The following is a 19,671-nucleotide window of genomic DNA, read 5'->3' on the forward strand; positions in this document are numbered from 1 at the left end:
TCGATGGCGACGCCCTTGGGCCTGCCGGTGGAGCCGGAGGTGAAGTCGACGTAGGCGAGGTGGCGCGAGGTGACGCCCGTCTCGGGCGCGGACGTGGGCAGAGCCTCGAGGCTCAGCTCCTCCCAGAGGAGACACTGCAACGCGTCGGAGACGGGGAACTGCGAGCGCAGGGCGCGCGAGGTGAGAAGCAGCCGGGGCGGTGCGTCCTCCAACATGAAGGCGAGGCGCTGGGCGGGGTAGGAGGCATCGAGCGGGAGGTAGGCGCCGCCGGCCTTGAGGATGCCCAACAGGGAGACAATGAGCTCCACGGAGCGCTCGAGGCACAGAGCGACGAGGGAGTCAGGCCCCACGCCGTGCGAGCGCAGGAGGTGGGCGAGCTGATTGGAGCGCGCGTCCAGCTCACGGTAGGTGAGGCGCTCGTCACCGAACTCGACGGCGATGGAGTCGGGACGCAGGGCCACCTGCCTCTCGAAGAGGTGGTGGATGCATGCGTCGGCCGGGAAGGGAGAGGCGGTGGCGTTGAAGTCGATGAGCACCTGCTGGCGCTCGGAGTCGGTGAGCAGGGGGAGCTCGGAGAGGAGCGCCTCGGGCCGGGAGACGATGGCCTGCAGCAACACGTCCAGGTGCCCCACCATGCGAGAGGCGGTGGAGGGCTCGAAGAGGTCCGTGCTGAAGCCGAGCGTGCCGCTCAGGCCCTCGGAGGACTCGAAGAGGGAGAGCTCGAGGTCGAAGCGTGCGACATGGCTCTCCAGCTCCAGGGAGTGCAGACGCAGCCCCGGCAGGGTGGCGGAGTCCAGGGGGTGAGGCTGGAGCGCGAGCATCACCTGGAAGAGGGGCGTGCGGCTCAAGTCGCGCGAGGGACGCAGCTCCTCGACGAGGCGCTCGAAGGGCATGTCCTGGTGGGCGTAGGCCGCGAGCGTCGTCTCGCGCACCTGGCGCAGCAGCTGGCGGAAGGAGGGGTTGCCGCCGAGGCGGGCGCGCAGCACCAGGGTGTTGACGAAGAAGCCGATGAGGCCGTCCAACTCCGGGCGGGGACGGCCCGCGACGGGAGTGCCGAGGCAGAAGTCCTCCTGGCCCGAGTAGCGGGAGAGGAGCACCTGGAAGGCGGCCTGCAGCAGCATGAAGGGCGTGGAGCCCTCGGCGCGAGCCAGGGCCTTGAGGGCCTCCCAGCGCTCGCGGGAAAGACGTACCGGCTGACTGGCGCCGCGTTGGGTGCGCACGGAGGGGCGGGGCTTGTCCGTGGGCAGCTCGAGGCTGGCGGGAGCGCCGGAGAGCTGCTGCTTCCAGAAGGCGAGCCCCTGCTGGAGGACGTCGTCCTGGAGCCACTGGCGCTGCCAGCGGCTGTAGTCGCCGTATTGCACGGGCAGGGCGGGCAGGGCGGGCAGGGACGAGGGCCGGCCTTGCGAGAAGGCCTCATAGAGCGCGGCCATCTCCCGCAGCAGCACGCCCATGGAGCTGCCATCCGAGATGATGTGGTGCATCACCAGGACGAGCACGTGCTCGGAGGCGGAGAGGCGCAGCAGGGTGGTGCGCAGCAGGGGGCCGTGGACGAGGTCGAAGGGACGCTGGGACTCCTCGAGGGCCAGGCGCCGCACCTCGGCCTCGCGCTGCTCCGCGGGCAGTGCGGCCAGGTCCACGTGCCGGAGCGCCGTGGGGAGCTCTGCGTGGACAACGCGCCGGGGCTCGCCTGCCTCGGAGTGGAAGGTGGTGCGCAGGGACTCGTGGCGGTGAACCACCTCGGCCAGACCGCGCTCCAGGGCGCTCGTGTCCAGCGGCCCCTCCAGCCGCACGGCGGCGGGAATGAGCTCATGGGCCTTGCCCTGGGCGAGCTGCTCCAGGAACCACAGCCGCGCCTGCGAGAAGGAAGGAAGCGCGTCCTCCGCGCTCGTGCCGGAAGCGGAGTCCCGAGGCAGGAGCACGGCGCTGGAGGCCCGAGGCGCTTGAGAGGACAGGCGCTCCACGAGCTGAGCGAGACTCGGGCCGCTGAGCACCACCTCCATGGGAAGAGAGAGGCCCAGCCCCTTCTCCACCTCATGGCTGAATTCCACCGCGGCCAGGGAGTCCAGGCCGTAGCGGGTGAGCGGCTCGTCCCTGTCCAACTGCTCCGGCTCCACGCGCAGCCGGCGGGCGAAGCGCGTGCGCAGCCAGGCCTCCAGTGCTTCCGGAGACTCCGGCCGGGCCTCGGGCGCCTCGGGCGTGGCCTGCACGGACTGTGCGCGCGGAGCCTGCGTCACCTCGGAGCCCTGCTCGCGCCAGGCCGCCACCTCCTGAAGCTCACCGGCCAGGAAGGCCGCGCGTGCCGCGCGACGCTGAATCTTGCCGCTGGACGTCTTGGGCAGGCTGCCCGGGGCGATGAGGGTGAGCGCGTGCAGCCGCAACTCATGCTGCTCGGCGATGCGCTGGCGCAGGGCCTGGACTACTTCTTCGAGGCGCTCCTCCGGCTGCCGGCGCGTGTCGCGCTCGTACACCAGCACCAACTGCTCCTCGCCCTCCACCTCCACCGAGAAGGCGGCGCCGCACCCGGGCCGCAGCGCGGAAGAGGCCCGCTCGGCCGTCAACTCCACGTCCTGGGGGTGGTGGTTGCGCCCGCGGATGATGAGCAGGTCCTTCAAACGGCCGGTGACGAAGAGCTGGCCGTCCTCACGCAAGAAGCCCAGGTCTCCGGTGCGCAGGAAGGGCCCGGAGCCATCCGCGGTGTGGGCGTGGAAGTCGCGCTGGGTGTCCTCGGCGCGGCGCCAGTAGCCCTGGGCGATGCTGGGCCCCTTCACCCACACCTCACCCACTTCACCCCGAGAGCACCGGGCGAACGTCTCCGGGTGCACCACGAGCACTTCCTGCTCCAGCGCACGCCCGCAGCCCACCAGCACCTGGCCGCGTGCCTGCCGCGGCTCCACGGCCACGGCACGACCCTCGCGCAGCCGCTCCACGTCCAGGGCCTGCTGCTCGGGGAGGGTGCCCACCTGGCCACCCGCGACGATGAGTGTGCCCTCGGCCAGGCCGTAGCACGGGTAGAAGGACTCACGGCGGAAGCCGCTGACGGAGAAGGCCTGGGCGAAGCGCTCCAGCGTCTCGGCGCGGATGGGCTCGGCACCGCAGAAGGCGACTTCCCAGTGACTGAGGTCCAACGCCTGGCGCTCGGCCTCGGTGGACTTGCGCACGCACAAGTCGAAGGCGAAGTTGGGCCCACCGCTGATGGTGCCGCGCGTGCGGGAGACTTCCTCCAGCCAGCGCAGAGGGCGGCGCAGGAAGCTCAGCGGCGACATGAGGGAGGTGGAGAAGCCTCCGTACACGGTGCCGAGGATGCCGCCGATGAGGCCCATGTCATGGTAGGGCGGCAGCCAGATGACACCGGCGCTGCCCTCGTGCATGCGGAAGGCGCCGTGGATGAGGTGGAGGTTGTGCAGCAGGTTGCCGTGGCTGAGCATGACGCCCTTGGGCGTGCCCGTGGAGCCGGAGGTGTACTGGAGGAAGGCGAGCGAGTCGCCGCGCAGCTCCGGGCGCTTCCAGTGGGACTCGGCGCCTGAGGGCAGCTCATCGGTGGCCACCCAGCGCAGGGAGCGCAGGTCCGGGGCGGACTCGAAGAGGAACTCCGCCATGGAGGTGATGAAGGAGGGGGCGAGCACCACGGAGGCCTGGGCGTCGTGGATGAGGGAGCGCAGGCGGGGAAGGGTGCGCTCCAGGCGCGACGGATCCGGCGGGTAGGCGGGAACGGCGACGACGCCAGCGGCCATACAGCCGAAGAAGCCGGTGACGTAGTCGAGCCCCGGTGGGTAGAGGAGGACCGCTCGCTCGCCCGCCGGCACCTCCTGCTGAAGGAAGGCCCCAAGGGCGAGAGCGCGCTGCAGCAGCCCCGAGTAGCTGAACTCGGACGATTCACCTTCGGCGTCCTCCAGGAAGGAGAACAGGCGTCTCTCTGCGTGTCGCGCGGCGCGCTCTTCGAGCAACTCGAGCAGCGTCGAAGCACGGGAGACAGGCGAGGGGAACGTCATCGGGGTGCAACCTCCGTAGGGCGCGAAGCGCCCGGAGCGTAGGTGCAACCGAATGCCCCCTACAAGACATGGCCGCCTGGCCGCTGTGGGTGCTGAAGTCAGCGGCAGAGGCCCCTCTACACGTTGCTACAGCACGCTCGCTGAAGGAGCTTCGTTGGGGTTCGGGATGCCCGCATCAGTGGGCAAAAGCCCGGAGCACCTCATCCCAGCTCATCCGGGAGCACCGCTCCACCCACCGCACCACGGTCTCCGCTCCCGTTCGCGCGGCAAGTGCCGCCACGGCGGCCTTCTTGAGTGGTGTATCGAAACGCTCGCGCGCGTCCCGGGCCAGTTGCTGCACGTCCACGGGGCTGGTCAGGTACGCCACCGCCAGGCCTCCCGGTCGCGTGAGCGCCTCGTAGGCGCGGCGCAACCGCTGGAACCCCTCCTGATCCTGGTGAGGTGGGTGCCGCGCCAGCGCGGCGAAGTACGCGCTCTTGACGGCGGCTGGATCCATCGTCGGTGCCAGGCCCAATACGGCGAACGGCTCTTCGGGTGTCATATCAACCGCGCTCCTCCCCATCCTCCGGAGAATCCGCCGGGGGCGCCGCGCCCTTCGCGGCGGGCTTCTTCTTCGAGCGTGACGCACGGCTCGCCGGCGCGCTCTCGGACTTCTTCTTCCGCGAAGCCCTGCGCTTGCGCAGCCGGAATCCATGCTTGTTCGCCAACGCCCGCGCCTGCTCCACCACCGGGATCTGCGGGGCGGTCAACTGCTCGGCCAGAGCCTGCATGAAGGCCCCCAGCACCGGGTGGAGGTAACGGCAAGGCGTGTTCATCCTCTCGGCGGCCAACGCTGCCTCGGCGAGCGCTGGCACATCGGCGGCGCTGCGCTCCAGCCAGCGATCCAGAACGCGACGGGCGAGAGCCTCCCGGCCGCATACATCCATCGTCCGGAGCGCCTCGATATGCCCCGTGTTCCCAGGATGGGCCTCCAGGTATCGCACGGTGGCATCCCAGGCCTCGGCGTCCGAGGACGCATGGCGCACCGCCTCCTCCAGGAAGTCCACTTTGTACGTCAGCACCCTGGGCGCGAACCTGCGCCAGATGCGCAGGCCGTCCCCGGTCAGCTTCATCGAGGCGTGGACCTGCTCCATCGCCCCCTCCACCTCCATCAACATCCGCTCCGCCTCCTCGATGTTCCGCACGCCGCGTAGCAGTTGCTCCAACTGCCGTCCGCCCTGCTTCATGCGGCTGCGGCCCAGCAGCAGGGAGATGGCTTCGCTGAGCGCCCTCCGGAGCTCCTCGTTCGCGCCCTCCCAGCAGGCCTCCACCCATGACTCCACCAGGTCCGGTGCGCAGGTGGAGGCCACGCACTCGATCAACTCCATCCGCTCGGAGGAGACGGCCCCACGCAGCCAGGACAACAGGGCGGAGGACTCCGTGGCGATCAGCCGGCGCAGGCCCTCCTGGAGCCACCCGGGTGCGTTGGGCGCCTCGGGGTTCTGCTCGCACCAGGCCAGGAAGGCCCGTGCCCAGAGGGGCGCGTTCGCGCTCCGGGCCAGCAATTCCTGGTAGAGGCTCAGCGCCCGCGGTAGCGCCGCTCCCTCGAAGCGGAGCCCGGCCACGGCCTGTACCACCCAGGGCTGGGCCGGCGGTTGCAGTGCCGCGGCCTGAGCCAGGGCGCAGAAGGGCTCGGCGTCCTCGAGGCGCGAGACGACCGTCCGCGCCAGCCCCGCGGCCACCACCCGCAGCGCCTGCAACACAGGAGTGGACAGGGTCTCGGGAGCTCCTCCCTCACGTACCGCCCGGGCCAACAGCGAAGCGGGCTCCAAGAGCGTGGCGTGGCCCTTGCCCTCCGCCGCCCGGAGCCACAGCTCTCGCGCCGCCAGCTGTCCCGCCAGCTCCCATATCGCCCGAGCGACCTCGGTGGGTGCTGCCCGGGCCCACGCCTCGGCGCGGCTGGCGAAGACGGGGAAGGGCTCGAGCGCGCACAGACCGAGCAACGCCCCTTCCGCCTCCTCCAGCGAGCGGGGCGGCGGAAGGGAGACGCGCTGGCTCGGTGGCTCGATGCCCAGGCGCGCATCCACGAGAGGCAGGCGCTCGAGCGCCGGGGCGATGAGCTCGGGAGCGGGGCTCCCCTCGGAGGAGAGCCAGCCCTCCATCGCCCCGGCCAGAAGGGGCGCATGCGCTCGCGCCGGGCCAGAGAGGGATTGCCACAGCCGCCGCGCGCGCTCCCAATCGCGGGCGCGGCCCGCCGCCCAGACCAGTGGCCAGTACGTGGCCAGGGCCTCCTCCGGAGCCGCGCTTCGCTCCACCAGGCCGGGCTCGGTGTCCACGCGCACGGCCAGGGTGCTGAGCGTGCTCCAGGAGCCGCGGCGGTGCTGCTCGCGGACGGCCTGCCGGAAGAGGTCCGCGGCGCCAGGCAGCAGCTCCTCCCGCAGTGGCGGCGGCAGCCGCAGGAGCGCGGACAGCATCCCCTCCACATCTCCCCGTTTCTGGTACTTGCGGGCCTCTTCCAACCACTGGCGGTGCTGGCGCCCGGTGCGGTCGTGCTTCACCATGGCTCAGGGCTCCGGGTGTTCCGAGCCGTGTTCGAGATGGAGGAAGAAGTCCAGGAGTGCCTCCTCCGCCCGCTCGCGCGCCACGCCCTGGGCCTGTGCGTACTCGTCGAGGAGCCGCTTCAACTCGGCGCGGGGCTCGGGAGGCAGCTTCTCGAGCAGGGCGTGCCCCTTGCGCTCCACCGCGCTCTGCCCCGGCGGCAGGGCCGGAACCGCCTTGCCCACGTCCGCCACCGAGAGGGCCACCGTCTTGGCGTTCGTCGTGCCGGGCTGGCTGACGGAGACCTTCACCACCCCGTTGAGATCGTAGGCGAACTCCACCCGCACCGGTGAGTGCGCGGGCCGGGGCTCGAGCGGGAACTCGAAGGCTCCCACCCGCGTGTTCTCCGAGACCCGGTGCGACTCGCCCTGAAACACCTCCACCTCGACGAGCTCCTGCTCGGGCACCAGGGTGTAGAACTCCTCCACCTTCGTCGTCGGCAATACCGTGTTGCGGCGGAGGATGGGCGCGAACGTGTCCGGTGAGGCGCTCCCGAAGTCGTCCTCTCCGATGACGCGCATGCCCAGGCTGTGCGACGCCACATCCACGAGGATGCGTCCCACCGGCTCGCCGGACAACATGCCCGCCTGGATGGCCGCGCCCAGCCCCACGGCCAGGTCGGGATCCACTTCCTCGTGGATGTCGACGCCGAAGGCCTCCTCCAGCAGCTGGCGGACCCGGGGAATCCGCGTCGAGCCTCCCACCAGGCATATCTTGGACAGCGACTGTCCCTCGAGCCGGGCATCGGCCAGGGCCTGGCGCGTCAGGGCCACGGTGGACTCGAGCAGCGGCTCGATGAGCGCCTCGAAGACGCGCCGCCGCACCTCCACCTCCAGGTGGATGGGCCTGCCTCGAACCTGGGTGAGGAACTCCTCCCTCACGTGCACGGAGATGTCCGAGGACAGGCGGATCTTCGTCTCCTCGGCCAGCTGGCGCAGGCGCGCCATGGCCCGCACGTCCTCGCGAGGCTCCACGCCCTGCTTCTTGAGCTCCTCGAGGAAGAGCTGGACGAGCTTGTCGTCGAAGTCATCCCCACCCAGCTGGGTGTTGCCCGCGGTGGAGCGCACCTCGCGCACCCCCTGGAACACCTCGAGCACCGACACGTCGAACGTGCCGCCCCCCAGGTCGTAGACGAGGAGGATTTCGGGCTCGGCCACACGGAGCGTCTCGGGATGCAGCACGTGCTCATACAGGAGCGAGGCGCTGGTGGGCTCATTGAGCAGCCGCAACACGTTCAGCCCCGCGCGCTGGCCGGCCTCGAGGGTCGCGCGGCGCTGGGCGTCATCGAAGTAGGCCGGCACGGTGATGACCACGTCCTGGACGGGGACGCCGGTGGCCTTCTCGGCTCCCCGCTTGAGCGCGGACAGGATTTCGGCGGAGACCTCCTCGGGAGACACCTCGCGCCCGGCGATGGCGTAGCGGTGGAGCGTTCCCATCTTGCGCTTGACCGAGTGGATGCACCGCTCGGGCTTCAGCATCTCGAGGTTGCGCGCCTCTCGCCCCACGACGACACGAGTGTCCTCGTAGAGGACCACCGAGGGGACGATGCGGCTGCCTTCCACGGGCACGGCCACCGGGCGGCCCTCCACCAGGTGGGCGATGACGGAGTTGGTCGTTCCCAGATCGATTCCAAAGACATGGCTCAAGGGGTATTCCTCACGATGATGGCTTCGCCCTCGCGGACGAGGTGCTCGCCTCGCAGGGCGGCGGCGCGAACCACGCGGGCAATGGCGCCCTCGGCGAAGCTGGGGTGGGGCTGGGTGCCTACAATCCGGAACAGGCGCCCGTCGGGAATGTGGCCGATGGTCGCCAGGCGTCTGATCCCGGAAGACGTCAGGAAGCGCTCGAGCCGGGCCGCCACACCCAGCAGTCCCGATGCGAGCGCCGCATCCGCCGCGACGCGGGAGGCCTCTTCGAGCAGATCCAGGGCATCGAGGAGCTCGTCCCAGGGGGGCTCGCTCCCTGGGGAGTGAGCCGATGTCACGCCGCGCAGAGATGAGAGCGAGCCCCTCAGCTCCGCGAGTCCCCCTTCCAGCTTGCGCTCCACATCCTCGACATGGAGGGCCAGACGGGCCTGGGCCCGGGAGGACTTCTGGACGGCATCCAGGAGCTGGGTGCCCCAGACGGGAGGCGACTCGGCGGGGGGTGTGGCGTCGGGGAGCCTGGGCACCCCTGAACGTCCGATGAACAGGCGTCTCAACCAGGTGAACATCGAATCAACACCAGTCGTTTCCGACTGGCGCTCCATGCAAAACACAATCGGAGACACCGCGCGGATGTGTCTCCCATTGCGCTCTCGATATGGGCATTCCCGGGTCCTACTTCTCTCGTGGGACTCATGACATGACCTCGCCCGTCATGTCCAGTCCTTCGTCTCCACTTCCATCGAACCGTCCCTGCGCCAACGGAACATCGAGCCCGGCGGGCTCGGAGCCAGCCAGAAGGCGTCCACGTGGGGAGACGCCCGGACGAGGGCGGAAACACTCCCGGGTGCTCCTTCCCCAGGAGAGAGGGGCGGAGCTTGCTCGGCCCGACACTTGCTCAGTGCGCGCGGCGGGGGCGATTGACGCGCGCGGCGGCCCACCCCAGGCTTTCGGGCATGGCACAGCGCGCACAAGAGCGTGGGGACGCCTTCCCCCGGGCGCCCACGCGGGAAGAGTGGGAGCGGATGAGCATGGAGGAGCGGGCGCGGGTGGTGGAGTCACTTCCCGGGGAAGTGACGTGGGACGAGATGGCCATGCCGGAGGGGGACAGGCACTCGCGGGCGAAGATACAGACGCTGGATGTGCTCCAGGGCTTCTTCTCGCGGCAGAGACGGCAGGTGTACCTGGGAACGGAGCTACCGGTGTACTACCCGGGGGAGAGGCGCTTCGCGCCGGACCTGCTGGCGGTGCGGGACGTGGAGACGCACGAGCGGGACAAGTGGGTGGTGAGTCAGGAGGGCAGGGGGCTGGAGTGGGTGATGGAGGTCCACGTGGGCGGCGATCGCAAGAAGGACGCCGAGTACAACGTGGAGCGCTACGCGCGGCTGGGGATTTCCGAGTACTTCATCTACGACCGGGCGCGGGAGCGGCTGTGGGCGTACCGGCTGCCCGCGCCCGAGGCGAGGCAGTACGAGCCCATCGCACCGGAGGAGGGCCGCTACCGCTCGGAGGTGCTGGGGCTGGAGTTGGAGGTGTCGGAGGGGAAGCTGCAGCTGTGGGCAGGCAACGCGCTGCTGCTGGAGTCACACGAGCTGCTGGTGCGGATGAAGGAGACGCTGGAGCAGGTGCGGCAACGCGCGCAGGAGGAGGCCCGGCGGCGCGAGGAGGCGGAGCGGCGCCTGGCGGAGGAGGCCCGGCGGCGCGAGGAGGCGGAGCGGCGCCTGACGGAGCTGCAGGCCGAGCTGGAGCGGCTCCGAGGAGGAGCCTTGGCCCCGAAGCGCTGACGGGGTGGTGGCCGCCTCGTCCGCCAACGCCACCCTGGCGCTGTCCTACGCGCCGAGCAAGCGGGCCCATGACTGGGGCAACATCCCGACGACGTCCAGCACGGTGGGTGGCGCGCCGTGCACGGACGCGGCCCTGCTCACCTCCTGCCCCCGCGGGCAGACCTGCTGAGCCCCCGAGGCGGAGACCCCTGGCGGTACCGGGGGTCTCCATTCCTCTTCATCTTGCTTCACCGCCCCGGGAGGAGTGGGGCGGCCCGGTGCCGCACTACCGCACCTGGATGGCGTCGGCGACGACGTAGAAGCCCGAGGTGGTCCAGCGGCTCAGCTGCACCTTGTTCCAGCCGGCCGGGAAGCTCCAGGTGCCCAGGGTGTTCCACTTGCTGCCGTTGAGCTGCTGGTTCACGCTCACCGTGCCCAGGTTGTTGCCGTTGGCGTCGATGATGACGAAGGGGGCGGTGGTCGAGCGGTTGGAGGCCGCCACCCACCAGGCGTCGATCGTCCGGGTGCCCGCCGCCGGCATGTAGAAGCTGAAGATGAACGGGTCGGAGATCGCGGCCGTGGTGGCCGTGTAGTAGTTGTTGCCGTAGTAGCCGGCGTTGGCGCCGACAGCCCAGTTGGCCGACATCTGGACGGAGGCCTTGGTGCTGTCGTTGTTGGCGTTGTTGCTGTCGATGACGAGGCCCGTGGCCGGGGTGCCGCCGCTGGTCCACAGGTACGTCACGGTCATCCAGTCGTTGTCGGTCAGCCCCAGGTCCGTCCAGAACGTGCCGTCGGCGATGTCGATGCCCGCGGGGTTGGCCACCCGGCGCCCGAACTGATCCAACCCGCCGTTGTAGCCGTCCTGGTACGCGGCCTGCGCCTCGGGCTTGCCCTGGGGCAGATCCTTCCACATCTCGCGCATGCTGGAGGGATTCCAGTAGTCATCCTTCGTGTTCCACGGGCCCACGTCCCACACCGAGGTGGTGGCGCACTTGGACGTCCGCGTGGAGCACAACCTCACCTGGTATTCGTTGCCACCGTTGGACGCGAGCGCCCGGCGCGAGGGCAGGGCCACGAAGCGGTCATAGCTCTTGATGACGTGGCCGTTGGCCGTGGTGCCGCCCACCAGGCCCTCGCGCGTGCCATAGATGCGGTACGTCAACGGAGTGGTCAGCGTCGTGAGCTGCTGGGAGGTGCCGCCCTCCAGCGAGCCCTCCAGCTTCACCTCCTGCACCACGGGACCCCGGCCGTGCTCATCCGCCACCAGCGCGAGCCGCACCTGCACCTCCGTGCCGGCCCAGGGCAGGCGCACGGACTCCCCCGCGCTGGAGATGCTCCACTCGCTCCAGCCGCCGTTGGCCGAGCGCACCCGGACATCCACCTCGACGCTCGTCCCGAAGGCGCGCCGCGCCTGGATCAGCGGCCGCACCGTGTCCACGGGCCGCTCCAGCCGGCGGGCCGGGAACGTGTAGAGCCCCGTCAGGGTGCGCAGCCCCTCGCGCCGGCGCATCACGTTGTAGGGCTCGTACACCAGCCCCTCCCGGGTGCGCACCAGCTCGCCCGTGCCCTCTCCGGTGCCGAGCGCCTCCGTCCACTCCAGCGCCCCCGTGGAAGCAGGGAGAGACTCCGTGGCGGGCTCCCGGGGGGCCTCCGCCAGCGCGGTGCCTCCCGCCAGCGAGACTCCCAACATCATCGTCATGAACGTCGACCGCACCTTCGAGTGCATGGCTCGGCTCCTTGGACAGCTCGTCTTCATGGGGGAAATGGATTCAGGACGCTGAACACTCAACATCCGCTGATTTCCAGGATAGCGGCCGAGCGCCCTTTGTCTCTCGAAAATATGTCTTTTCCTGGCACGCACCTTCCGCCGCGGTTCGCGATCCGCTTCCTGACGCAGGAATGACGGGGGATGACGATGTGCTGACGGTGGGCTGACGCCGCGCCATTCACAATTCCTCTCATGCTGAATCGCAATGACTCACCCAAAGCAGTCATCGCGGAAACCAAAATAAAAGAAGACTTGCAGGGGAATTGCTGGCATGAGGAGCATGGACTCACCGAGTCGACATGGGCGCAGGTGTCCAAGCCGCGCCCCGGAGGGAAAACGAACATGAGAGCGATGATTGCCGCCCTGGCCGGAGCGCTGGCCGTGCTGTCCGCATGTGGTCCGGAGCCCCTGGCGCAGGCGGCCGGCGAGGTCGGAGTGGAGGCGCAGACGCTGCCCACCAGCACCAACGTGTTCTGCCCGGCGGGCTTCTCGTTCGACGCGACCTACCGGCTGTGCGTGTCGTCCACCGAGGCGGTGGGCCCGTTCACGCAGAGCATGGTGAGCACCTGTCAGGCCAATGGGGGTGGCTCGGGCTGTACCGCCAGCCGCTGGGCGGTCAGCTTCGCCCGCTCCATCCGCGGCACCGGGAGCTGCATGCCGGGCTCGACGCTGGACACCTCCATCGACGCCTGCGTGGAGGGCACCAATGCCTTCGGTCCCTTCTCCGTGAGCCAGGTGAACGCCTGCAAGAGCGCGGGCGGAGGCCTGGCCTGTGAGAGCATGCGCATCGCCAAGGGACTGCTGCCCGTCGTGGCGACGGCCAACCCGCTGACGGTCCCCTACTTCTACCAGTACTTCAACACCTACGAGCCCTCGGCCACCTGCGGCATCACCTCGGGCTCCATGCTGCTCAACTACTACAACAAGGGCGTCACCCCGGACGGGCTCTACACGCGCTTCGGCAAGGCCCAGGGCCAGTCTCCCTCGGGGCTCGCCTCCATCTACACCCAGTACGGTCTGGCCTCGCAGTACACCTACTCCGGCACCGAGGCGATGATCAAACGGCAGATCGACGCCGGCCGTCCCGTGGTCATCCACGGCTACTTCACCAGCGCGGGCCACATCCTGGTGGTCATCGGCTACAACAGCACGGGCTGGGTGGTGAATGATCCCTCGGGCCTGTGGGCCGGCTGCTACGCCTGTGGCTATCCGAACCGCACCTCCACCAATGGCCGCGGCGTGACCTACTCGTACAGCTCGGTCCGCTCGGCGGCCGGTCCGGACGGCAACTACTGGCTGTCCACCGCGGACACCTCGTCGTTCTCCCTGTAATCCCCCTGTCAAAGGAAGAGATCCAAGTCATGCGTTCATATCAGACGATGTCCGCGGCCCTGGCCGCGCTCGCCCTGTCCGCCTGTGGCGCGCCGGGCTCCGAGGCCGTGCAGCAGCCGGGCCAGGCCCCCACGGAGGCGCGGGAGCAGCAGCCCCTGAACGGGCTGTTCGAGCAGGCGGCGGCGGAGTTCGGCGTGCCCGCGGAGCTGCTCAAGGCCATCTCCTACACGGAGACGCGCTGGGAGATGGTGAAGGGCGGGGAGGAGTTCGAGGGGCGGCCCGCCGCGTACGGCCTGCTGGCGCTGCGCGGTGCGGCGCTGGAGCGGGCGGCGGAGCTGGCGGGGGTGACGGTGGAGGAGGCGCGCACCCAGCCGCTGGCGCACCTGCGGGCGGGAGCGGCCCTGCTGCGCTCGCACGCGGACGAGCTGGGCGTGGACCGGACGGACGTGGGCGCGTGGGCCCCGGCCGTGGCCCGCTTCAGTGGAATCGAGCACGCGGAGGCGCGCGCCCAGTACATCCACTCGGAGGTGTATGACGTGCTGCGCAAGGGCGCCGTGGCCTACGGGCCCGGAGAGCAGGTGCGGGTGTCGCTGCTGCCCACCCAGGCCCAGGCCCGGTATGACATGCCCTCGGTGCGGGCGATGGCGGCGGGCCCGGACTACGCGTCCTCCATCTGGCGGGCCTCGCCCAACTACAACTCGCGCGCGGGCTACTCGCCGCAGATGATCGTCATCCACACCTGCGAGGGTGGCTACTCCGGGTGCTGGAGCTGGCTGACCAACTCGGCCGCCCAGGCCAGCGCCCACTACGTGGTGAACGAGTCGGGCACGGAGATCTCCCAGCTCGTGCGCGAGGCGGACCGCGCCTGGCACGTGGCGGCGTCCTATGACTGCGGCCTCAACGGCTCGGTGAAGTGCAACCTCAACGGCGTGTCCGTCAACCACTTCACCGTGGGCATCGAGCACGGCGGCTACGCCAGCCAGACGTCCTTCCCCACGGGGCAGATCGACGCCTCGGCGAAGCTCTCGTGCGACATCGCCCGTGATCGCAACATCACCCGCGACAGCTACCACATCGTCTCGCACGGGCGCCTGCAGCCGGCCACCCGCACGGATCCCGGCCCCAACTGGCCGTGGAGCACGTACCTGAGCAAGATCAACAGCTACTGTGGCGCCGTCTCCACCGTCGGCCTCGTGGTGGACAGCAACAACGCCAACAACGACAGCACCAAGGCCTCCGTGCAGATGTCGGCCAACTGGGCTGTCGGCGCCAACGCTGGCTACTACGGCAACAACTACTACACGGCCACCACGGCCGCGATCTCCGACCCGTTCATCTTCAGCTTCTACATGCCGGCGGCGGGCACCCGGACGATCGACGCCTGGTGGGTGTCGGCCTCCAACCGCTCCACCACCGCGCCCTTCGTCATCATCGACGCCAACGGCAACAACCTGGGCACGGTGAGCGTGAACCAGCAGGTCAACGGCGGCCAGTGGAACACGCTGGGCACCTGGAGCTTCCCGGCCGGCTGGAACAAGGTGCAGCTGAGCCGCTGGACCACGTCGGGCTTCTACGTCGTCGCCGACGCCATCCAGGTGCGGTAGTGCGGCACCGAGCCGTCACCGGGGCGCCTGCAGCTCCGGTGACGTCTCCAACCGGCGGGCCTTCACCCACTCCGCCCACGAGGCCCGCAGCCGGCCCGCGGGCGCCCCCGCCTCCTCCAGATCCTTCCGCGCCTGCGCGAGCAGCGTCAGCATGCGCGGACGGTCCACCCCCCGGGCCTCGAGCGCCCGTGCCAGCGCGAAGCGCGCGTGCCCCTTCTCCTTGGGGTGGGTGGGCAGTGGCTCCAACTGCCGCACCGCCTGCTCGAGCACCTCCTGGGCCCGCGCGGCGCTGCCCGCCTCCAGCTCCGCGTCCCCCAGCGTCGTCAGCACGATGGCCCGGATCAGATGCTGGGGGGAGACTCCCTTCTCCGCCAGCGCCTGGGACTCGCGCGCCAGCTTCAGCGCCCCGGCATGGTCTCCCCGGAGGTACTTCGACTCCGCCAGGCTCTGCAGGCAGATGACGCCGTGCAGGCTCCCGCGCGTCTGGTTCTCGTCGAGAATGGCCAACGCCTGCTCCAGCAGCGGCTCGCCCTCGGCATGCCGCCCCTGCTCGACGTAGATGACGGCCAGGTTGTTGAGCGCGGCCACCAGCTCGATGTGATCCGTGTCCGGCATGCGCCGCATGATGGCCAGCATCTGCTCGTACGTGGCCGAGCTGTCCGCCAGGTGCCACGTCATCGCCTGGAGGACGCCAATGAGGTTGAGCACCCGCATCGTCGAGGGGTGCTCCAGCCCCACCGTCTTCTTCCAGAAGGCCAGCGCCCGCTGCCCCGCCGCCATCGCCTCCTCGTACTGCCCCACCAGCGCCGCCGCCCGGACCTGCTCGATGAGCGCGCTGGACAGCGCCACGCTCTCCGGCCCCCCCTGGCCCTCCAGCAGCGCCACTGCCTTCCTCGCGTGCGCCAGCCCCTCCGCGTACCCGCCCTGCAGCGTGCGGATGTGGGCCAGCCGCCACTCGTACTCCGCGCGCAGTCCCGGCGGGTTGCCCGCCGCGAGGATGGCGTCGTCCAGGTACTGCAACCACCGCTCCTGCTCCGCCGCCGCCTGGTGCCCCTGGAGTTGCAGGGCGGTGACGAGCTCGAACCACGCGTGCACCATGCCCACCGTCTGCCCGCTGGCCAGGAAGGCCCGGGCCGAGCGATGGGCGCTCTCCACCGCCCCCGGCACGTCCGACGCCGAGTACTGCAGCCGCGCCAGCGCCAGCCAGGCCTCGGCCATCAACGGCCGGAAGCCGGTGGCCTCGGCGGCCTCCGCCAGGGCCCGCGCCTGCTCCAGCCCCCGCGCGGTGTGGCCCGCCACGAAGAGGGCGCGCACCTGGGCCAGCCGCCCCTGCAGCTCCTCCAGCTTCGCCTGCACCGTCGGATCCTCCGGCAACCGCTCCAGCGCCGCCAGGTGGGGCCCGTCCGCGCACGAGGCCAGGGGGATGATCCGCTCCATCACCTGGCTCACCTGGGCCAGCCCCTGCCCATCCACCTGGGTCAGCACCTCGGCCAGCGCCTTCACCTCCACGCGCCGCCGCTCCAGGCACTTCATCCGCAGCGCCATCACCTGCTCGGACTGCTCACCTCGCACCCGCGTGGCCTCGCACGTCTCCCGGTGCATCTCCGTCCAGGCGTGCGTGTAGCGCTCCACCCCCGCGTGCACCCCGCGCCACGTCGCCTCCGCGTACGGCTTGCGCGTGGCCAGGAAGGCCCGGTGGATGGCCTCCTGGCGCGGCCCGTCCCAGACGCCCTCCCACGCGCGCTCCGCGCCCTCGCACGAGCGCTGGGGCCCATGCGCCAGCCATACCCCCATGCCGCCCGCCAGCACCAGGAGCGCCACCCCGCCCAGGGCCCACCACTGCTTCCGTCCGCCCGCCGGGCGTGGGGCCTCCACTCCAGGACTCTGCCGTGTCTCCATGCCGTCCTCACCTCGTGCGGCGGCCATTGAAGCCCCTCCTCCCATGTAGGAGCCACTCCGGGGGGGCCGTCCAGCCTCCGCCCCCACGGTGGCCGGGTGAAACCCACCCCTCCTCGCGGCGCGCGCGCAGCAGCCCGTCCACCAGCTTCTTGTCGTAGAGCGTCATCCGGTGCAGGCGCGCCGCGGACTCCAGCATGTCCAGCAGCCGCGCCGTGTCCCGTCCTTCGTCAGGTAGCCGAAGGGGGGGCTCGTTGATGACGGCGGAGGGGTCACCAACTCGAAGGAGTCCCCATGGGTGCCGACAACGCCCGGAGCGGGGCGAGCCACTGAGTAGGGAAGGGCGGTAGGACAGAGGAATCGAACCTCCCGGGGACATGTCTCCATGCCCCCCACCGGTTTTGAAGACCGGTGTGGTCAGTGTGGTTCTCCCTCAGAGATTGCATCTGGTTCCACTCAGTTGTATCCCAGGGACGTAATAGGGACGTAATCCCGAATCCGATGGGTGCAGCATGCCGCAGAAGTTCGTGGGGAAGTGGAAGGGCGGGCGGGTCAAGCTCGTCGATGGTCGGAAGGTGTGGCTCCTCGAGAAGATGGTCGCCGGGGCCCGGTTCTCGGTCTCCTTGGCGGTCTCCAACGAGGAGGACGCGCTGGCCGAGCTGGCCCTGTTCCGGCGCGACCGGAACGCCTACCTGGCCAGGGTGAAGGCCGATAAAGCGGAGGTCGCCCCGGCACTCACCGCCGCAGGGGAGGCTCCACTGTCGGAGGATGTGGGGCCTCGGCTCGACGCCGACTCCGTGCGGGAATTCCTCCGGCATTTGACCCAGCGAGGGCGGACGGAGGGCTACCGGCGGGACGCGCGAACCTACCTGTCGCAGTGGGCCGAGGTTTTGGGCGGAAGGGACTTGAGGACCGTCAGCCTCCTCGAGTTGCGCCGGGCCCTGAATCAATGGCCCACGGCCAGAAAGATGCGGATCATCACGCTCAAGAGCTTCTTCTCGTGGCTGCGAGAAGAGGATCGCCTCAAGGCTGCTGAAGACCCCACGTTGTCCCTCAAGGTGCCGCCCGCGGTCGCGGAGAAGGGGCGGCGTGCCAAGGGGTATTCGATGGCCCAGGTGGAGAAGCTCTATGCGGCCATCGGCTCCCAGACGGTGAGGGACGTGCTGTGTCTGCGGGCCAAGACCGGCATGCACGACTCGGAGATCGCCCGCCTTGCAGCTGGCAAGGGCGAGTTGCGCGTCGTCAACGATCCCTCGGGTATCGCCGGTACTGCGCGGTTTCTGCACAAGAACGGTCGTGTTCACATCCTCAGTCTGGATTCCCAAGCCCTCGCCGCCGCGCAGCGGCTCCAGGCTCGGGGCAGGGCGCCAATCAGGAACACTGTCCGGGAGTCCATCGGGTATGCGTCGGTGCGCATCGGGCAGCCGCCCATCCATCCCAGCGAACTGCGTCACAGCTTCACGACCTGGGCCACGAACGAGGGCCAGGTAGTAAGGGCGACTCGGGGTGGTGTACCTCTGGATGTTGTCGCCTCCGTTCTTGGTGATCAGTCCACTCGGACGACCAAGAAGTTCTACGACGGGACCGAGATTCCCCCGATGATCACCGTCCCCCTCAAGCTGCATCATCCACAGGATCCTGTGGTGATGCAGCCGAGGCTGGCCTCCGCGAGTGAGATGTAGGCCGAGCGTGAGGCCGCGGTGTGGCTCGCGGCCTCCGTCGGCATGAACGTCTGGCGGCCGACGCTCAAGCCTACTTGGAATCGTTGTCCGGTTCGTCCGGGTCCCCCGACAGAGGCAACGTGCGGATCGACCTACGAAGATTCGCGCTCGTTCGCCGCGGGCCATGCTTCGACGCACGCCGCTTCTTCGGTTGCCGCTGCTGCTGGGCGCGCTCGATGCTGTCCACGGTGATCATCGTTTGGCTCCCGTACCGCCGTTCAGTGCGTTGGAGTTCCCCCGACTTCAGCAAGTCGAAGACCTTTGTACGGCCGCACCCCAGGAGGAACTGGGCCTTTTCCGCGCTGACCGCGCTTGGCTCAGGTCCCCCGGTCTGTAGCTCCAAGGTTGCGAGATGGGTGCTCAGCTGTTACCGAGCACGCTGGATGAGGGAGAAGTGGGCCTGTGTGAGCGCGCAGAATGATGGAGAGGCCCATGGCCGTGGCCAGGATTCCATCAGCAAGCCTGGCGAAGAGGGAAGGAGGGGGAGGGTCCTCCGTGGAGGCCCGCCCCCGCGGGTCCGTGTCAGGCCGCGCCAGCACGCGTAGAGCACGTCGCCAGGAGGGCGGAGCTCCAGGGCATGGGGCCACCGGAGAGCTGAGAGCGCAGGGGAAGAAGTGGCCCGTGACGTCTTGCACACGTCACGGGCCGGGCTCCGCACCACGACTTGGGAGAAGGAGCACGGAGCGAGGAAGGAATCGTTCGTTTCCGAGGTGAGGTCAAGTCCTGGCCGCCCTCGGTGGAGGAGGCCCGGCCGCGCAGGTGTGGGAGGTGTGGACAGCCGGCGTACGAGGGCTGGCGAGTGCGCATCCACGGGCACGGACTGGTGCAGCGCCAGCAGCGGGGGCCGCCCGGGCCGGGGCAGCCGGCCCGCACGCAGGTGCTGGCGTGCCGGCGCTACCAGTGCCAGGGCTGCGGGGCGGTATGGACGGTGCTGCCGGCCTCCGCGGTGGCGCGCAAGCACTTCTCGGGGGCGGCCATCGCGCTGGCACTGGCGCTCTATGGGCTGTGCGGCCTGGGCGTGGAGCAGGTGCGCGGCCTGGTGAATGACTGGAAGCACACCGGGGCCGAGCCGGGCCGCTGGCGCTCGTTGGGGCGGTGGGCTGCGTGCACCGGACCATGTGGAACACCGATTCCGAGGCAAGTGGAACACTGATTCCGGAGCAAGTGGAACACTGATTCCGGAGCAAGTGGAACGCCCATTCCGGCCATGTGGAACGTAAGCCTCCGATCCGGCCCAGGTAGAGCTGGAGTTCGAGGAGCCGCAGAGTGAGCGGCGCGATGACGACGAACACAGCGACGACGAAGGGGGAGCCGGCGTGGTTGGAGGCAGCGCGGCGACCGAGGTGGACACCCGAGGTAGCAGCGCAGGTGGTGCGAG

General features: G+C 69.7%; 14 protein-coding genes and 1 tRNA gene. 6 read left to right on the forward strand and 9 right to left on the reverse strand.

Features of this window, described 5'->3' with window-relative positions; translation table 11 throughout:
- The 5 genes from AC16DP_RS04945 to AC16DP_RS04965 form a co-directional block, all read right to left on the reverse strand.
- A partial coding sequence (locus AC16DP_RS04945) for a condensation domain-containing protein (protein WP_483956639.1) occupies window positions 1-3,989 on the reverse strand: 3,989 nt, incomplete at its 3' end.
- Window positions 3,990-4,164: 175 nt separating this feature from the next.
- Window positions 4,165-4,530 carry a J domain-containing protein gene (locus tag AC16DP_RS04950; RefSeq protein ID WP_329735049.1) on the reverse strand — a complete coding sequence of 122 codons (366 nt, stop codon included), beginning with the start codon at window positions 4,528-4,530 and terminating at the stop codon, window positions 4,165-4,167.
- Window position 4,531: 1 nt separating this feature from the next.
- A complete protein-coding gene (locus AC16DP_RS04955; RefSeq protein WP_329735050.1) occupies window positions 4,532-6,529 on the reverse strand; it encodes a DUF6109 family natural product biosynthesis protein in 1,998 nt (665 codons plus the stop codon).
- A gap of 3 nt (window positions 6,530-6,532) precedes the next feature.
- On the reverse strand, window positions 6,533-8,212 hold the full coding sequence (locus tag AC16DP_RS04960; protein ID WP_329735051.1) for an Hsp70 family protein: 1,680 nt from the start codon (window positions 8,210-8,212) through the stop codon (window positions 6,533-6,535).
- Window positions 8,209-8,736, reverse strand: a complete 528-nt coding sequence (locus AC16DP_RS04965) for a hypothetical protein (protein WP_483956640.1) — start codon at window positions 8,734-8,736, stop codon at window positions 8,209-8,211. The genes AC16DP_RS04960 and AC16DP_RS04965 overlap by 4 nt, the downstream gene beginning before the upstream one ends.
- A 429-nt stretch (window positions 8,737-9,165) precedes the next feature.
- Between AC16DP_RS04965 and AC16DP_RS04970 the strand changes: the two genes are divergently transcribed.
- Window positions 9,166-9,993 (forward strand): Uma2 family endonuclease, encoded by an 828-nt coding sequence (locus AC16DP_RS04970; protein ID WP_414640821.1) that lies wholly within the window; start codon window positions 9,166-9,168, stop codon window positions 9,991-9,993.
- A 7-nt stretch (window positions 9,994-10,000) separates the two neighbouring features.
- Window positions 10,001-10,162: a hypothetical protein gene (locus AC16DP_RS04975; RefSeq protein WP_329735054.1), complete on the forward strand. Its 162-nt coding sequence runs from the start codon at window positions 10,001-10,003 to the stop codon at window positions 10,160-10,162.
- 96 nt (window positions 10,163-10,258) lie between these two features.
- Here the strand turns inward: AC16DP_RS04975 and AC16DP_RS04980 are convergent, their stop codons facing one another.
- The gene (locus AC16DP_RS04980) at window positions 10,259-11,698 is read right to left on the reverse strand and encodes a golvesin C-terminal-like domain-containing protein (protein WP_329735055.1); all 1,440 of its coding nucleotides are present in this window, start codon (window positions 11,696-11,698) and stop codon (window positions 10,259-10,261) included.
- A gap of 384 nt (window positions 11,699-12,082) precedes the next feature.
- On the opposite strand from AC16DP_RS04980, the gene AC16DP_RS04985 reads away from it, so the two are divergent.
- Together AC16DP_RS04985 and AC16DP_RS04990 are read left to right on the forward strand one after the other, a co-directional pair.
- On the forward strand, window positions 12,083-13,072 hold the full coding sequence (locus AC16DP_RS04985) for a C39 family peptidase (protein ID WP_329735056.1): 990 nt from the start codon (window positions 12,083-12,085) through the stop codon (window positions 13,070-13,072).
- A 29-nt stretch (window positions 13,073-13,101) separates the two neighbouring features.
- Window positions 13,102-14,676, forward strand: coding sequence for a golvesin C-terminal-like domain-containing protein (locus AC16DP_RS04990; protein WP_329735057.1), 1,575 nt, complete (start codon window positions 13,102-13,104; stop codon window positions 14,674-14,676).
- Between the two features lie 15 nt (window positions 14,677-14,691).
- On the opposite strand, the gene AC16DP_RS04995 is transcribed toward AC16DP_RS04990, so the two are convergent.
- The 3 genes from AC16DP_RS04995 to AC16DP_RS05005 all read right to left on the reverse strand — a co-directional run bounded on the left by AC16DP_RS04995 (window position 14,692) and on the right by AC16DP_RS05005 (window position 17,005).
- A complete protein-coding gene (locus tag AC16DP_RS04995; RefSeq protein WP_329735058.1) occupies window positions 14,692-16,602 on the reverse strand; it encodes a tetratricopeptide repeat protein in 1,911 nt (636 codons plus the stop codon).
- Window positions 16,583-16,771, reverse strand: a complete 189-nt coding sequence (locus AC16DP_RS05000; protein ID WP_329735059.1) for a hypothetical protein — start codon at window positions 16,769-16,771, stop codon at window positions 16,583-16,585. The genes AC16DP_RS04995 and AC16DP_RS05000 overlap by 20 nt, the downstream gene beginning before the upstream one ends.
- A gap of 145 nt (window positions 16,772-16,916) precedes the next feature.
- Window positions 16,917-17,005, reverse strand: a tRNA-OTHER gene (locus AC16DP_RS05005).
- 79 nt (window positions 17,006-17,084) lie between these two features.
- On the opposite strand from AC16DP_RS05005, the gene AC16DP_RS05010 reads away from it, so the two are divergent.
- Window positions 17,085-18,254: a site-specific integrase gene (locus AC16DP_RS05010; RefSeq protein WP_329735060.1), complete on the forward strand. Its 1,170-nt coding sequence runs from the start codon at window positions 17,085-17,087 to the stop codon at window positions 18,252-18,254.
- 838 nt (window positions 18,255-19,092) lie between these two features.
- Complete coding sequence (locus tag AC16DP_RS05015; RefSeq protein ID WP_329735061.1) at window positions 19,093-19,446, forward strand: hypothetical protein; 354 nt, start codon at window positions 19,093-19,095, stop codon at window positions 19,444-19,446.
- Window positions 19,447-19,671: the final 225 nt, after the last annotated feature.

Source organism: Archangium sp., from assembly GCF_057119385.1.

Coding starts and splice junctions, on each gene's coding strand:
- AC16DP_RS04980 (WP_329735055.1), bottom strand. CDS start 11,698: ATGCACTCGAAGGTGCGGTCGACGTTCATGACGATGATGTTGGGAGTC.
- AC16DP_RS04995 (WP_329735058.1), bottom strand. CDS start 16,602: ATGGCCGCCGCACGAGGTGAGGACGGCATGGAGACACGGCAGAGTCCT.
- AC16DP_RS04950 (WP_329735049.1), bottom strand. CDS start 4,530: ATGACACCCGAAGAGCCGTTCGCCGTATTGGGCCTGGCACCGACGATG.
- AC16DP_RS04990 (WP_329735057.1), top strand. CDS start 13,102: ATGCGTTCATATCAGACGATGTCCGCGGCCCTGGCCGCGCTCGCCCTG.
- AC16DP_RS04955 (WP_329735050.1), bottom strand. CDS start 6,529: ATGGTGAAGCACGACCGCACCGGGCGCCAGCACCGCCAGTGGTTGGAA.
- AC16DP_RS05010 (WP_329735060.1), top strand. CDS start 17,085: ATGCCGCAGAAGTTCGTGGGGAAGTGGAAGGGCGGGCGGGTCAAGCTC.
- AC16DP_RS05000 (WP_329735059.1), bottom strand. CDS start 16,771: ATGCTGGAGTCCGCGGCGCGCCTGCACCGGATGACGCTCTACGACAAG.
- AC16DP_RS04985 (WP_329735056.1), top strand. CDS start 12,083: ATGAGAGCGATGATTGCCGCCCTGGCCGGAGCGCTGGCCGTGCTGTCC.
- AC16DP_RS04970 (WP_414640821.1), top strand. CDS start 9,166: ATGGCACAGCGCGCACAAGAGCGTGGGGACGCCTTCCCCCGGGCGCCC.